Consider the following 14,301-nt stretch of genomic DNA (forward strand, 5'->3'; position numbering starts at 1 on the left):
CATTTGTAAATAGTAAAATAAATAACTAAATCCAGCATCACAAAAACCACTTACAAACTAATCAGTAACAAAATGGAAGTTATGGGTGCAAAATCACAAAGATCTTTTATTTCATTGAATCTAATATGTAATAAAGCTACATACATATGTACGAAACTAAAATCATCCTAAAAATCTCAAGAAAATATCTTACTATATTGATAACATTATGTCTCACAACGTAACTATACAATATCCCATCTTATTGTCAATATTTACATTTCGCTTTTATATAGAATAGATAAATTCAACACAATTATACTTTTTTGATTCTTTAGAGAGAAATACAATTACAATGATTGTTTATTAATAAAAAAGTGGAACACAGAGTTTATTCCATTAGGTCTTAAGATATTTGATATTCCATAAAACCCAATTTTAAAATGATGAAATAGTATCAAATTTCAATAAAAATGGTTAATAATGATTATTTTTTCTAAAATAGTTCTTTATTGAGTTGATTATACTTTCAATATAGACCATAAATCCTATTACTTTTAGAGAAGACCATCTTCTTTGCGTACAAAAAGTTTATAACACTAATGTAATTATTTTGGCTCATCACCATAACTAGAGGTTGATTTTCGTTCCATCTGGGCACTTTCTAGGAGACTGGTGAGCCCATTTCACTCGTCCACCCTTCACTACAATCAACAAGTAATACAAAGGTCGGGGATAACATCTAATTAAAGTGTGTATCAATTTTAAATTAAATAGTTATCTTCTACTAAAAATTACTACTTTATTTTTCTGAATTGATCAAAAACCGCCTGACAAGTATTCTCATACTCATCAGACGGTTTTTTATTTGTTGATTATGCTTTTTGATAACGAAGCACAGGAGTACGTGCAGCGCGTGTTTCGTCTAAACGAGTTACGACTGTTGTATGCGGCGCTTCTTGTACGATAGATGGATTTTCTTCTGTTTCTTTCGCGATTTGGATCATGATGTCGCAGAAAGCATCTAACGTTTCTTTTGATTCCGTTTCAGTTGGCTCAATCATTAACGCTTCTTCCACGTTTAATGGGAAGTACGTTGTTGGTGGATGGTAGCCAAAGTCTAACAGGCGTTTGGCGATATCTAAAGTACGCACGCCCAATTTCTTTTGGCGACGACCTGATAATACGAATTCGTGCTTACAATGACGGTTATATGGTAGATCGAAGAATGGCTCTAAGCGACGCATCATGTAGTTTGCGTTTAATACAGCGTATTCTGTAACTGCTTTTAAGCCGTCTGGACCCATTGTACGGATGTATGTGTATGCACGTACGTTAATACCAAAGTTACCGTAGAAAGGTTTTACACGACCAATCGATTGTGGGCGGTTGTAATCGAAGTGGAATGTACCCTCTTCTGTTTTCACAAGTACTGGTTTTGGTAAGAACGGAATTAAGTCAGCTTTAACCCCAACTGGACCTGAACCTGGACCACCGCCACCGTGTGGACCTGTAAATGTTTTGTGTAAGTTTAAGTGAACGCAGTCAAAGCCCATGTCGCCAGGACGTGCTTTACTCATTACGGCATTTAAGTTTGCGCCATCATAGTAAACTTTACCACCAACAGCATGGATCATTTCAGCCATTTCAAGAATGTTTTCTTCAAATAAACCAAGTGTATTTGGATTTGTTAGCATAAGCGCAGCTGTGTCTTCACCAACAACACGACGTAAATCTTCTAAGTCTACAAGACCATTCTCATCAGATTTTACCGTGATTGTTTCAAAGCCTGCTACCGTTGCAGAAGCTGGGTTTGTACCATGCGCTGAGTCAGGTACGATTACTTTGTTACGATGCCCTTCACCGTTTGCCTCGTGGAAAGCACGAATCATCATTAATGCAGTCCATTCACCGTGAGCACCTGCTGCCGGTTGTAATGTCACTTCATCCATCCCAGTAATTTCTACTAAAGAAGTTTGTAGGTTATAAAGAAGTTCCATTGCGCCTTGTGCAGTTGACTCATCTTGTAATGGGTGAACATTGGCAAAGCCAGAAAAACGAGCAACAGATTCATTTATTTTTGGATTGTACTTCATCGTACAAGAACCTAGTGGGTAGAAGCCTGAGTCTACACCGTGGTTGCGACGTGAAAGTGCTGTATAGTGACGCATAATATCAAGTTCAGACACTTCAGGTAGTTCTGCCGCTTCTTCACGGATTAAATTAGTAGGAAGTAATTCAGCAAGATCTACCTCTGGCACATCAATTGCTTCTAAGTTGTAGCCTACGCGACCTTCTTTTGTAATTTCAAAAATGAGTGATTGATTTTCGTTATGCATTGAGAGCCCCCATTTCCGCAACAAGTGCATCAATTTCTTCCTTCGTGCGTAATTCAGTTACTGCGATTAACACGTGATTTTTTAGTGATTCATAAGTTTGGCCTAATGGATAACCACCAATAATGCCCTTCTCGATTAACCCTTTGTTAATTTCTTTCACACATTTATCTGTTTTTACAACGATTTCGTTAAAGTGTGCGCCTTGGAATGCTACTGTGAAGCCAGCTGCTTCAAAAGCATTTTTTGCATAGCGTGTTTTCGCGATATTTTGTGTTGCCATTTCACGAACACCTTGCTTTCCAAGAGCAGTCATCGCAACTGAAGCTGCTAGTGCAAGTAGTGCTTGGTTTGAACAAATATTCGAAGTCGCTTTATCACGACGGATATGTTGTTCGCGCGCTTGTAATGTTAGTACATAGCCACGACGACCTTCACCATCTACAGTTTCCCCAACAAGACGACCAGGAACTTTACGCATTAATTTAGTTGTTACTGCGAAGAATCCACAGTGTGGACCACCGAATGCTTCAGCGATACCGAAGACTTGTGCATCCCCAACACAAATATCAGCACCTAATTTTCCAGGAGGTGTTAAAATCCCTAATGCAAGTGGGTTTGAAGATACTACAAATAAGCTTTTCGCTTCGTGTGCGATATCACCAATCACTTGTAAGTCTTCAACTTGACCAAAGAAGTTTGGATATTGTGCAATGACAGCTGCTGTATTATCATCGATTAAATCTTTTAGGGCTTCAACATCTGTTACACCGTCTTTATGTGGAATAGTTACGATTTCAATTGATTGACCGTAAGCGTATGTAGTAACAACATCACGGTACTCTGGGTGAACCGTTTCTGATACAAGAATTTTTTTGCGGCGTGTATGACCAGCAGCAAGCATACCTGCTTCTGCTAAAGCTGTACCACCATCGTACATAGATGAGTTTGCAAGATCCATTCCCGTAAGTTCTGCAATCATTGTTTGGAACTCAAAGATAGCTTGTAATTCACCTTGAGAGATTTCCGGTTGGTAGGGTGTATACGCTGTGTAAAACTCTGAACGAGAAATAACGTGATCTACAATAACTGGTTTGTAGTGGTTGTAAACCCCTGCACCAAGGAATGATACGTTTGCATTTGTGTCTTTATTTTTTGCTGCAAGTGCTGTTAATTCTTTTAAAAGCGCTGATTCAGACTTTGCTTTTTTAATGTTGTAAAGGCCTTGGAAACGTACTTTTTCTGGAATATCTTCAAATAACTCATCGACTGACGATACACCAACTACGTCTAACATTTCTTTTTGATCTTGCTCCGTCATTGGTAAATAACGATGTTTCATAAGTGTAGGTCCCTCTTTTCAAATTTTATTTTGAACGTTTATAAAACGGTGTTGCTACTGTTACTACTTTTAAGTGCTTTCCACGAATCTCAATTTCTAGTTCTGTTCCAACAGTTGCGAATTGACTGTCAATTAAGGCATTACCGACGTTACGTTTTGTCGAAGGTAACTGTGTTCCTGTTGTGACTTCACCAATCACCTGGCCATCTTTCAACACTTTATAACCGTGTCGTGGAATCCCTTTATCAATCATTTCAATACCGATTAGCTTACGAGATAGTCCATTTTCTTTTTGAGCCACAAGTGCATCGTGACCTAAGAAATCATCTTTATTTAACTTCACTGCAAAACCAATACCGGCTTCAAGAGGTGAGATTGTTGCCGATAACTCTTGACCATAAAGTGGCAGACCCGCCTCAAAGCGAAGTGTATCGCGGCAACCAAGACCTGCTGCTACAACGCCTTTGTCTTTACCTGCTTCTAAAATTTCGCCCCAAAGTGCTTTGATATCAGAAGGTGCTCCGTAAAGTTCAAAACCATCTTCACCTGTATAGCCACTACGAGATACTAATGCTTTGTATCCTGCAATTTCTACACCCTCTTGGAAGCGGAAATATTTAATAGCACTTAAATCAGTTGCTGTTAAAGATTGTAAAACTTCTTCTGCAAGAGGACCTTGCAATGCAATTTGAGCGTATGCATCTGATTGGTTATCAATTGTCACATCAAATTGATTTTGATTTTCCATCATCCAATCATAATCCTTCTCAATATTTGCTGCATTGACACATAGTAGATAGTGATTATCAGCTAATTTATACGTTAATAAATCATCCACAACGCCACCATCTTCGTAACACATCGCATTATATTGCGCTTGACCTATGGCAATTTTCGAAATGTCATTCGACAGTAAATTTTGAAGGAATTCAAGTGCCTCAGGACCTGTTACGAATATTTCACCCATATGTGATACATCAAATAATCCAGCACGGTTACGAACCGCGTCGTGCTCTTCTTTAATCGAAGAGAATTGAACAGGTAATTCCCAACCACCGAAATCAATCGTCTTGCCACCGTATTTTGCGTATTCATTGAATAGAGGTGTACGTTTTAATTCATTCGTCATCATTATTTCCCCCTAAATTTTTTGGATTTCATTTCAACTTTTAGCGGTTCGTCTGTATTTAGGCATAAAAAAAGACAGACGAACCCCTTTTGAGGATTCTCTGTCCTTGCACCTGAAAGTTACACCGCACTCACTCGCACATGTTAATCCATATGCCAATAAGCAGGCTTTCCCCTTTGGTGGCTGTTGTAACACAGCACTCTCCAGAGTTGCGTCTTGTACGAGTCCTTTTACCTGAGAGATTCATAGCCCTTCGCTACTTGCTCCTTCGGTGGCGTCTACACGCGCTCTCCCCGCACAATCATCCGCCCAAGAAAAATCTTGGTTCTATTTAGTATTCAATGTACTCAAAGTGAAACGTCCTTATTAGTCTATATCCTAACATTGAACATAATGAAAAGGCAATCTTTTTTTAAACCTTCTCTATACACGAACGTTATTTAGATATACAGATATCATTGTTCGCCTTTAAGTCTTTTTACTTGGAATACTAAATACTCTAGAATTTGTCGGATTGTTCTACCTTCTGTCAGTACTTGTATATGTCCTGCCTCACGATAAAACTTTCTTCTGTAATGATACAGCTCTTCTAATTCTTCTTTTGTCGAACTTTGAACAATCGGCCGATTAAGATCATGTTGAATTCGTTTGTAAATATCAGCGAATGATGCATCTAAAAAGAAAACAAGTCCACTACGTCTCATAATTTTCCGATTCTCTTCTTTAATTGCTACTCCACCACCTGTGGAGATAATACAAGCTTCATCTCGAAAGTTTTCTAAAAACTCCGTTTCAATTTCTCGAAAACGCGTTTCTCCGTATTTTTCGAAAATCTCCGGAATTGTCATTCCCTGTTGTCTTACAATTTCATGATCCATATCATAGTAAGGAAGCTTCAATAAGTAGCTCAAGCGCCTCCCAAGAGCACTTTTTCCACATCCCATAAAACCAACTAAATATATTTTTCGCATTCGAATCACCTTCTTATAACTACGATTCTACACTGTCAGACATAATTTGTCCTAATAAATTTACTGTAGCACGAACATTGACAGTTTCAAGCGCATCATAAGTTCGAAACTGTATGTCATATGACATACAATACGTCAGGACAAAAGTAGTTACAAAAAATAATAAAGCAATTGCGAGCGGAAAAATAGCCCCTAATTCATTTTTCCATAATCGGAACATAATAGGTCCGCTCCTTTGAGATGCCATTCAAAAATTCGACAGCAATTTTAAGTTCTCCGTTTTCATAGTAAAATCGACCACTTTTTATCCCGATTAACAAAGGCTCATGCCCAAGATTCGCTACTTGTTTTCTAATAATATTTTGGTATTGTTCCATTGAATACAAACCTTCTGGCGTCCGAAAAGTAATTTTCGAATTTGTTTCATTGACCTCAAATGATGTGACATCGACAAAATACATGTTCATATCGTAAACGAAAAGTTCCCACTTCGTATGTTCGTTAACTAATACCGTAGACTTCATCTCTGTAAACCATAGCATAATGAGGATGAAAATATGCGAAAATATCACAAAAACAACTAACTGAAACAATGCCTCTAATAGCGTATAGCCCTTCTCATTCATAGTACTTTACCCGTAGCATTAATACACGTTGTACGACTTTCCTTAGAATTTTGATAAGAGACACAAATTTGTTGCCCATCAAAAACCCAATTAAAAGAAACCCCCTCAATCATTTTCGCACCTTCACTTATACCTTGATAGTTACTCATTTTCAATCCCTCATATGCCGTTTCTGCAGCAAATACTTCAAGCTTTTTATGATATAAATTTGTCTTCATCGTATAGCTAATAGGTAATAGAGTGCCACAGATCAACATAATAATGACGACAGCTAAAATCGTTTCAACAAGGGAATATCCATTTTCATTCATTCTACACGCACCCGTCCTACCCCTAAAGTAATAATAACTTTCTTTATACCATCGGGAGTTTCGAAGTAAAGTGTCCCTGCCCTACTCACATTGCCTTTTTCATTGTACATAATTGTGACAAATGTACTTCTCCCAGACAGAAATTCTACTTTTTTAGGGAAAGGTCTTTCATAATCTATCGTATACATGTCTTTTTTTACGATATAGCGATTAGTTGGTGCTTCAAATTTCATCGAGACATATGCCCGCTGCTGCATCGTATACATCTGTATATATTGAATATCTAATTGTAGTTGTGTAAAGAATCTCTCAATTTCTTTCGCCTCAGCGACTTTCATTGAGATTTTCGTTACAATACCCGTTAAACACATAACGATAAATAGCACGAGTAACATTTCTATTAGTGTAAAGCCTTGTTCATTTTTTATTCGTTTCATCCGTAACGATCACCTGTCCTTGCCGCTGATACTGGCTGAGGAGGATTCACTAATTTTACTTCTCCTTCGTTTGTAATCTCAATTTCTTCTTTGTTCGGACATGTCGTTTCATTTTCTTTTAGATACCCTTTGTCCACTAAATCTTGTAGCGTTGGATAAGTCATTAAGTCTACGCGATACGCTTCTACCTGGCCTTGTACCATAGACACATAAGCATCGCACCCCTTCTTATCAATGGTCGCAAAGTGTTTAGATATATTAGGAATCGTAATTAAGATTAGTATTGAAATAATAAGTAAGACTATTAACATTTCAATTAATGTAAAACCCTTTTCTTGTTTTATTCTCTTCATGTTTCCGCTCCCTTATACTAAATCAATCATGTTATAAATCGGCAAAAGCAAACTTAAGTACGCAGCTACGATACATAATGCAATTATGATAAAAAACGTTGGTTGAACAAGTGCAATCATTTTTTGCAAAAATTGCTCTTGTTTTTCTTCTAATAGCTCGCTGTACAACATGAGCTCTTTACCTAAATAGCCACTTCTCTCACCATGTTCGACAAAGATAGGGAAATCTTTTTGCCAAACGGACATCCATGTTGTCGCTTGCGCTAAAGTGTCTCCGTAAATAACCCTCTCCTTAACGAGAGTTGAAAAATACTGCACAAACGGCTGTAATTGTTGTTCCTCTAATATTTGTAAGCTTGCTTGTAATGAAAAACCGCTTTGTAATAGACTTCCTAAATGCCTTGCAAAATCTTTGGTCATTGATAATTTTATATACCTACGAAGTAGCGGTATTTTTAAGAAAATAGCTAATTGCTTTGCTACATGCCTTTTTTTGACAAAAAAATTAAAGAAAACGAATATGCCGGCCGTCACGATTCCCGTCATGACAAGTGCATCTGGAACATGTAATAGTACATTTGATAGCGCTAAACTTGATTCCTCACTTCCAGAGCCGCGGCTAATTACCATCTCTTCAATATTCGGCAAGAAAAATGTCCTAAATAATAAAAATAGCAAAAGTAAAAATACAAGAAGTGCCACTGGATAGACAAGTAATTTTTGCAATTTCTTTTTAGTTATTTCTGCTTGAGCCATCTGCTTTGCTACACCTTGAAGTGCTTCAATCATATGACCATTCTTTTCTGCAATTGTAATCGCTACTAAATAAGGACTTGATAACTGCAATGTTTCAAGTACGCCCGTCACACCAGCCCCTTGTCGAAGCTTGTCATCGACTAATCGTTGTACATCTTCATAAGCTTCTACATGATGCGGTAATAATATTGAGATTGAATCAGCAAATAGATAGCCTTCATGCATAAGCGTACTCAGACGGCTAAAAAACTCCGCTTCTTCTTTAACTTTTCGCTTTGTGCTATTAATATAATAGTTTTTTAATTTATCAGTAAGCGAGTTTACGTTCATCTGACCGTACCTCTATTTGTTCTTTTTGTCCTATAATAGTGAGCTTTTTAGGTAATATATAAGGCTCTTTACACATAACCGACGCAATCGCATCGCTTAGATAATCATCACTCAGTATTTCATATAGTGCACGGCGCTCATCTTGATTGGTTTGGATCAACACTTGACCAGCAATTCCGACTACTGTTTGTCTAAGTTCTTCAATCGATATACCTAAATCCACCAAACGGTACAGAGCATTAACTGAATCTTTTGCATGCACGGTTGATAACACCAAATGACCCGTTAACGCAGCCTCAATCGCAATTTTCGCCGTTTCTTTATCTCTGATTTCTCCGATCATGATGACATCTGGCGAATGCCGTAATATAGCCCTCAATCCCGTGGAATAGGTAACACCCGCTCGCTCATTAACTTGTATTTGAAGTACATGTGCTTGCGTATTTTCAACTGGATCTTCTAAAGAAATAACATGACGATGTAAATTTGTAGAGCAATGATGAATAAGAGAATATAAAGAGGTTGTCTTACCAGAGCCAGTCGCACCACTAAATAGAAAAATACCTTGTTTTCGCTCAACAAGTTCTAGTAGTTTTTCTGCTGATTGTTTTGAATAACTTAAGGAAGTAAGTGGGAAAGTATGATTTTGTAGAAGAAGCCTAATAATTAAGCTTTCTTTTAAATATGCGGAAGGCAATGTGGAAACACGGAAAGCGAATCGCTCTTGATCAAGTGTTTTTTGAAAAGACCCGCTCTGTGGTTTTCTGCGTTCACTAATATCTAATGCAGATAAAAATTTATAATAAGAGATTACCCTTTCTGCTAAATCATAGGGGAGTTCACCAGCTTGTAGTAACTTGTCGTACTTTCGAAAATAGATTAAATACATCCCATCTTCAGGAACTAACAATAAATCAGAAGCACCGAAATGATAGGCCTTTAAAAGTAGTTGTTCGCATTTCTGCTCGACAACTGATTCAAAGTTTTGCATTGATGCACCTCTTTTCAGGTTCGTTCGAATATGACCGCCCTATTCGTTATCCATAGTATAGTGAGAAACTTAAAATGAGAAAAGACCTTTTCACAAAATAAATATTTACTAGAAAATTTACCTACCAAATATGGATTTTAAAGCTATAATGTGGATATCTGCTAAATTCAATGTTGAAAAATGAGCATTATCTAGAAAAATTGCAACATTTTCGTTGAAAACAACTGTAACTTGTTCAATAATACAATATAATAGAATTATCATTATATTTTTCCATTAAAATATGGGCTCTTACCGTAATCTGCACTTATAGTTTATAGAAGTATTATTTGAAGTAGAGCCTAGATGTTTTTAAAAAAAGAGATTGAGGTGAAGCGTATGATCCATCCATTAAAAATTACGAGTACATTAGCTGATGAAACTCGTTACACTATCTATGAATACATTCTTAAAGAGAAAAAAACTGTGACAGTTCAAAATATAGCAGATGAATTTGGCATTCATCCAAACGTCGCACGCTTACATTTGACGAAATTGACAGAAATTAATATTATTTCTTCTGATTTTGCCAAAACTGGTAAAGGTGGTAGACCAGGTCGTGTTTATAAAGCCGTAGACAAAGGTGTATCACTTAGCTTTCCAAGACGCGATGAAGACCGCTTACTAAAATGGACAATCCAACTTATTCAAGAATTTGGCCCTACTGCCATTGTGAAATGCCAAGGTATTAGTTACCAAGATGGCTACCAACAAATGAAAGGTTATTTAACTGCCGAATTAAAATTAAATAGTTTAATTAGCTTTGAACAAAAGCTTCAACTCTTAACTGAAAATGCAGCCTTAATAGGGTATATTCCTCAAGTGCATCAAACTGCACAGGGCAAGAAAGTTATATTCTCAATTTTCAACTGTCCCTTCCAAGCGCAATTAAACGCACATTCTGAAATTGTGTGTACTTTACACGAGTCCTACCTAAAAGGACAATTAGATGCACTGTTCTCGAATAATGAATTTGTGCAAATTTCAAGCATGGTCCATGATTGTGATTTATGTAAATATGAAATTAACGTGACAGAAAACGAAAGTTAATCAAATTTCCATTTGTTTGTCACAAAGAAGCAGAAGTTCCAGTTTACAGATACCTTTCATATCATTTATAATGAATAGGAGATTATTGTGTCGTGGGCAGAAGGAGGGGAAATCTTCATGGATAATATGTATAAAGTTATGGCATTCTGGACAGGTATATTTGCAGTTATGTTCTACCTTGGTGGTATGAACGAGGTATCGCTATTATTCGTAGGTAATACAGGTTTATTCTTATTATTAGGCTTCTTAAACCTTTCAGAACGTATGTACATGTACATTTTCGGAGCGTATTTAACGGTATTCTTCGCAGGCTTCACGTACTATACAACATTCATTCACGTACCTGGCGGAGGTCATTAATACACAATTAAAGCGTGTCTCAAAAGTATTTGAGACACGCTTTTTTCTATGCATTGATTTTAACTTTGCTATGCCCTTAATCGTCAACAGCCCTATACTAGAATCCAATTCCATAGTAAAAAGTTCTTTTATTAATTTACTTCAATAGTATCCAAGAGCTTTAAAATCCATTTAAAAATGGGTTTGTTTCCATCTCCGCGCCAATTGTCGTGTAATTGCCGTGACCTGGGTAAACAATTGTATCCTCAGGTAGCGTTAACAACTTATCGTGAATCGAAGCTAACAATACTTTTGTCGAGCCACCAAGTAAGTCTGTACGCCCAACTCCCTGCTCGAATAATGTATCTCCGACAATTGCGAAACCATCTGCTTCAAAAATATAAGAAATACTTCCAGGAGAATGTCCTGGTGTGAAAATTGCCTTAAAAACAAAATTACTGATTTCAAATACTTGCTCAGCTTTAATAATATTTTCTTCGGCTGGTTTTGCTACAACATAATCTGGTAGCGCTGCGTATTTACTAGACCCATTCTTTGATGGATCTCCTAGCCAAGATACTTCTTTTTCGTGAATCCATACTGGAATGTCAAACGCCTCTCTCACAGCATCAACCGCACCAATATGGTCGAAATGTGCATGCGTTAAAAAAATTGCTAAGGGCTTAAGTCCATTACTTCTTACCGCCTTAATAATACGTCCTGCTTCTTCACCTGGATCAAATATCAAACATTCTTTCTCTTTATTCGATACGATATAACAATTCGTTTGAACTGGACCAAGTGAGTAGCTTCGTACATTCATCATCTAATCACCTCAATTACCTATTATACATTCATTGCCACAATTTGACGATAAAAGTTCATAGTTTCATCCATTTTTGTCCTCGACAAACAGTTGGAGAACGTTTACAATAAAGTAGGAATATTGTTTACGACATTCATTTTCTGATGTCGAAAGGAGTGTCTTTTTAATGAACTTATTAATGGTTATTTTTGGTCTAGTAGCGATCTTAGCTGTCGTTGGTACATTCCAAGCAATTAAAGAAAAGAACCTTTTAAGCGTTGTTTTCAACTTATTAAGTGCTGCTGTATTTGGTTGGTTCACGATCATGACAGTTATTAACAGTGGATACCCAGTGACTCACTAAGATTTAGACAGAAAAAGAGCAATCTCAGTAATGAGATTGCTCTTTTTCTGTCTCCAAATAACATTAATAAAGGGGTACCTCATAAATTTGAGATACCCCTTTTTTTATTATTTCACTGCATCTTGCTTTAAGTTACCAGTCTTCTCATCATAGAATCGCAGTAAGTCACCATTAATGATGGCATCAGAGTTTTCTAATTCCATTGTTGCACGGTCTGCATACTGCTTACATGGCTCGCCATCAATTTGTTCACCAGTTGCTTTATCGTAGCAAGCTTCACCAGCATAAACATATTTATCAGTAACGAAGCGTCCGTCACGGAAGATTACGAAGTCTTCATGCTCAGGAGAGAATAAATCTGCACCTAATTGCATATCTTTTGATGTTTCAATACCTAGTAAATGTAAAACTGTTGGACGAATATCCACTTGACCAGATACTTCTGTCATTTCTTTACCTTCACCAGAGCCAGGAATATGGATGAATAAAGGTACTTCTTGTAACATTGCATTATCATAAGGTGTAATCTCTTCTTTTCCTAAGTACTGCGCCATAGCTTTATTATGGTTTTCAGAAATACCATAGTGGTCACCGTACATTACGATAATAGAATTTTCATAGACACCTTGGTCTTTTAACGCTTGGAAGAAATTCTTCACAGATTCATCCATATAACGAACTGTTTGGAAATAACGATTTAATGTACCTGAGTTTGATGTGTATTCAGGAATCATTTTGTCGTCTTCATCTAAAGTGAATGGATAATGGTTCGTTAAAGAAATTAAACGTGAATAGAATGGCTGTGGCATTTTTGCCATGTGCGCTGCTGATTGCTCAAAGAATGGAGTATCTTTCATTCCCCAGTTTACAGCTTGCCCTTCTTCAATTTCATAAGAATCTACATCATAAAACTTATCAATTTTTAATGATTGATACATTACGTCACGGTTCCAGAACGATTTATTGTTCGGGTGCATGACATTTGTAAAGTAACCATTCTCACCAAGTCGTTCAGCCATTGAGTTGTATGTGTTCCCACCATGTGTGAAGAATACTGCACCTCGGCCAAGACCGAATAATGAGTTTTCTACGATAAACTCTGAGTCAGATGTTTTTCCAAGACCTGTTTGGTGATAGAAATTACTGAAGTAATACGTATCTGGGTCTTTTGTTAATGAGTTTAAGAACGGTGTAATGTCATGTCCGTCCATTTGATTGTTAATGACAAAGTTTTGTAAAGACTCTAAAGACACAGCAATTACGTTGCGGTCTTTATACTTCCCAAATAAATCTTCGTTCACAGCAGCTTGGTTCGAACGAATATAGTTATTCACTTCTACTAATTCACTGCCATCGGCTAATGCGCGTTGTGCAGAAGATTTTGATTGAATATAAATATCATATAAATGGTAGTTATACGTACCAATATTTTTTACTAGTAATTCACGGTCAAAACTACGAGTTAATAATTGTGGTCGTTCTGTCTCTGCTAAACCTAAGTTTAAGAATGAAACAGCTACAGCTAATACAAAGAACGCACGACGGAATTGTACATTGACTTTTATCGCTTGCTTCATGATTGGTAAATATTTATTAGCGATTACTAAAATAACCACATCAGCAAAATATAATAAATCCCAAACGTTAATAATTGATGCAGCTGATGATCCTAAATCACCAAAGTTACTTGTTTGGAATAATACCGGTAATGTAATAAAGTCGTCATAGAAACGATAGAAAGCAACATTACCATATAAAACGATTGACAAAATCACACTAATAGAAATTATATATCTATTTCTTACTTTCGGTGATTTAAAGAATAATGATAAACCATACACAAACAATAAGAAGCTTAGAGGGTTTATAAAAAGAATAAAATGCTGCATAGCATTCTCTAATTTCATGTCAAAACTTGTATGATATACAATGACCGTTTTTATCCAAGTCGCTACAATTGCTAGTATCATAAATGAATGTTTAGGCCACTTAATTGACTTCATTCCTAACATCCTCTCCTATTTCTTTTGAGTAAATTTCCACACTAACAACAAACTACTTAATAGAAACAAAATATATCTTAAATCATTTTTTAAAGATACGCAATAGATATATTTTATGTTTCATTATTTACCAATATGCT

At 36.5% G+C, this 14,301-nt stretch carries 16 protein-coding genes and 1 riboswitch; of the genes, 3 read left to right on the forward strand and 13 right to left on the reverse strand.

Features of this window, described 5'->3' with window-relative positions; genetic code table 11:
- Positions 1-854: 854 nt before the first annotated feature.
- The 11 genes from gcvPB to comGA all read right to left on the reverse strand — a co-directional run bounded on the left by gcvPB (position 855) and on the right by comGA (position 9,561).
- Positions 855-2,318, reverse strand: a complete 1,464-nt coding sequence (gene gcvPB, locus ACIQZG_RS18110; RefSeq protein ID WP_402756868.1) for an aminomethyl-transferring glycine dehydrogenase subunit GcvPB — start codon at positions 2,316-2,318, stop codon at positions 855-857.
- Complete coding sequence (gcvPA, locus tag ACIQZG_RS18115) at positions 2,311-3,657, reverse strand: aminomethyl-transferring glycine dehydrogenase subunit GcvPA (protein ID WP_402756869.1); 1,347 nt, start codon at positions 3,655-3,657, stop codon at positions 2,311-2,313. Before gcvPA ends, gcvPB begins: the two co-directional genes overlap by 8 nt.
- 25 nt (positions 3,658-3,682) lie before the next feature.
- On the reverse strand, positions 3,683-4,786 hold the full coding sequence (gene gcvT / locus ACIQZG_RS18120) for a glycine cleavage system aminomethyltransferase GcvT (protein ID WP_402756870.1): 1,104 nt from the start codon (positions 4,784-4,786) through the stop codon (positions 3,683-3,685).
- 212 nt (positions 4,787-4,998) lie between these two features.
- Positions 4,999-5,091, reverse strand: a riboswitch (glycine riboswitch).
- A 150-nt stretch (positions 5,092-5,241) separates the two neighbouring features.
- Positions 5,242-5,757: a shikimate kinase gene (locus tag ACIQZG_RS18125; RefSeq protein WP_402756871.1), complete on the reverse strand. Its 516-nt coding sequence runs from the start codon at positions 5,755-5,757 to the stop codon at positions 5,242-5,244.
- Between the two features lie 19 nt (positions 5,758-5,776).
- Complete coding sequence (locus tag ACIQZG_RS18130; RefSeq protein WP_402756872.1) at positions 5,777-5,977, reverse strand: hypothetical protein; 201 nt, start codon at positions 5,975-5,977, stop codon at positions 5,777-5,779.
- The gene (gene comGF, locus ACIQZG_RS18135) at positions 5,955-6,383 is read right to left on the reverse strand and encodes a competence type IV pilus minor pilin ComGF (RefSeq protein WP_402756873.1); all 429 of its coding nucleotides are present in this window, start codon (positions 6,381-6,383) and stop codon (positions 5,955-5,957) included. The genes ACIQZG_RS18130 and comGF overlap by 23 nt, the downstream gene beginning before the upstream one ends.
- A complete protein-coding gene (locus ACIQZG_RS18140; RefSeq protein WP_402756874.1) occupies positions 6,380-6,694 on the reverse strand; it encodes a hypothetical protein in 315 nt (104 codons plus the stop codon). Before ACIQZG_RS18140 ends, comGF begins: the two co-directional genes overlap by 4 nt.
- The gene (gene comGD, locus ACIQZG_RS18145; protein WP_402756875.1) at positions 6,691-7,131 is read right to left on the reverse strand and encodes a competence type IV pilus minor pilin ComGD; all 441 of its coding nucleotides are present in this window, start codon (positions 7,129-7,131) and stop codon (positions 6,691-6,693) included. Before comGD ends, ACIQZG_RS18140 begins: the two co-directional genes overlap by 4 nt.
- On the reverse strand, positions 7,128-7,484 hold the full coding sequence (comGC, locus tag ACIQZG_RS18150) for a competence type IV pilus major pilin ComGC (RefSeq protein WP_402756876.1): 357 nt from the start codon (positions 7,482-7,484) through the stop codon (positions 7,128-7,130). The genes comGD and comGC overlap by 4 nt, the downstream gene beginning before the upstream one ends.
- A 12-nt stretch (positions 7,485-7,496) precedes the next feature.
- Positions 7,497-8,570: a competence type IV pilus assembly protein ComGB gene (gene comGB, locus ACIQZG_RS18155; protein WP_402756877.1), complete on the reverse strand. Its 1,074-nt coding sequence runs from the start codon at positions 8,568-8,570 to the stop codon at positions 7,497-7,499.
- A complete protein-coding gene (gene comGA, locus ACIQZG_RS18160) occupies positions 8,548-9,561 on the reverse strand; it encodes a competence type IV pilus ATPase ComGA (protein ID WP_402756878.1) in 1,014 nt (337 codons plus the stop codon). The genes comGB and comGA overlap by 23 nt, the downstream gene beginning before the upstream one ends.
- 345 nt (positions 9,562-9,906) lie before the next feature.
- Between comGA and ACIQZG_RS18165 the strand changes: the two genes are divergently transcribed.
- The gene (locus ACIQZG_RS18165) at positions 9,907-10,650 is read left to right on the forward strand and encodes a helix-turn-helix transcriptional regulator (RefSeq protein WP_402756879.1); all 744 of its coding nucleotides are present in this window, start codon (positions 9,907-9,909) and stop codon (positions 10,648-10,650) included.
- A 117-nt stretch (positions 10,651-10,767) separates the two neighbouring features.
- The gene (locus tag ACIQZG_RS18170; protein WP_024361272.1) at positions 10,768-11,010 is read left to right on the forward strand and encodes a DUF2626 family protein; all 243 of its coding nucleotides are present in this window, start codon (positions 10,768-10,770) and stop codon (positions 11,008-11,010) included.
- Positions 11,011-11,170: 160 nt separating this feature from the next.
- On the opposite strand, the gene ACIQZG_RS18175 is transcribed toward ACIQZG_RS18170, so the two are convergent.
- Positions 11,171-11,815, reverse strand: coding sequence for an MBL fold metallo-hydrolase (locus ACIQZG_RS18175; RefSeq protein WP_402756880.1), 645 nt, complete (start codon positions 11,813-11,815; stop codon positions 11,171-11,173).
- Between the two features lie 166 nt (positions 11,816-11,981).
- Between ACIQZG_RS18175 and ACIQZG_RS18180 the strand changes: the two genes are divergently transcribed.
- A complete protein-coding gene (locus ACIQZG_RS18180) occupies positions 11,982-12,158 on the forward strand; it encodes a DUF2759 domain-containing protein (protein WP_402756881.1) in 177 nt (58 codons plus the stop codon).
- A gap of 107 nt (positions 12,159-12,265) precedes the next feature.
- Here ACIQZG_RS18180 and ACIQZG_RS18185 read toward each other — a convergent pair whose 3' ends face one another.
- The gene (locus tag ACIQZG_RS18185; RefSeq protein WP_402756882.1) at positions 12,266-14,161 is read right to left on the reverse strand and encodes an LTA synthase family protein; all 1,896 of its coding nucleotides are present in this window, start codon (positions 14,159-14,161) and stop codon (positions 12,266-12,268) included.
- Between the last annotated feature and the right edge of the window lie 140 nt (positions 14,162-14,301).

Source organism: Lysinibacillus sp. NPDC096418, assembly GCF_044762775.1.
Classification (GTDB): Bacteria; Bacillota; Bacilli; order Bacillales_A; family Planococcaceae; genus Lysinibacillus.

Coding starts and splice junctions, on each gene's coding strand:
- ACIQZG_RS18165 (WP_402756879.1), top strand. CDS start 9,907: ATGTTTTTAAAAAAAGAGATTGAGGTGAAGCGTATGATCCATCCATTA.
- comGC (WP_402756876.1), bottom strand. CDS start 7,484: ATGAAGAGAATAAAACAAGAAAAGGGTTTTACATTAATTGAAATGTTA.
- gcvPA (WP_402756869.1), bottom strand. CDS start 3,657: ATGAAACATCGTTATTTACCAATGACGGAGCAAGATCAAAAAGAAATG.
- ACIQZG_RS18170 (WP_024361272.1), top strand. CDS start 10,768: ATGGATAATATGTATAAAGTTATGGCATTCTGGACAGGTATATTTGCA.
- ACIQZG_RS18185 (WP_402756882.1), bottom strand. CDS start 14,161: ATGAAGTCAATTAAGTGGCCTAAACATTCATTTATGATACTAGCAATT.
- comGB (WP_402756877.1), bottom strand. CDS start 8,570: ATGAACGTAAACTCGCTTACTGATAAATTAAAAAACTATTATATTAAT.
- ACIQZG_RS18125 (WP_402756871.1), bottom strand. CDS start 5,757: ATGCGAAAAATATATTTAGTTGGTTTTATGGGATGTGGAAAAAGTGCT.
- gcvPB (WP_402756868.1), bottom strand. CDS start 2,318: ATGCATAACGAAAATCAATCACTCATTTTTGAAATTACAAAAGAAGGT.
- ACIQZG_RS18180 (WP_402756881.1), top strand. CDS start 11,982: ATGAACTTATTAATGGTTATTTTTGGTCTAGTAGCGATCTTAGCTGTC.
- ACIQZG_RS18140 (WP_402756874.1), bottom strand. CDS start 6,694: ATGAATGAAAATGGATATTCCCTTGTTGAAACGATTTTAGCTGTCGTC.
- ACIQZG_RS18130 (WP_402756872.1), bottom strand. CDS start 5,977: ATGTTCCGATTATGGAAAAATGAATTAGGGGCTATTTTTCCGCTCGCA.
- comGF (WP_402756873.1), bottom strand. CDS start 6,383: ATGAATGAGAAGGGCTATACGCTATTAGAGGCATTGTTTCAGTTAGTT.
- comGD (WP_402756875.1), bottom strand. CDS start 7,131: ATGAAACGAATAAAAAATGAACAAGGCTTTACACTAATAGAAATGTTA.
- comGA (WP_402756878.1), bottom strand. CDS start 9,561: ATGCAAAACTTTGAATCAGTTGTCGAGCAGAAATGCGAACAACTACTT.
- gcvT (WP_402756870.1), bottom strand. CDS start 4,786: ATGACGAATGAATTAAAACGTACACCTCTATTCAATGAATACGCAAAA.
- ACIQZG_RS18175 (WP_402756880.1), bottom strand. CDS start 11,815: ATGATGAATGTACGAAGCTACTCACTTGGTCCAGTTCAAACGAATTGT.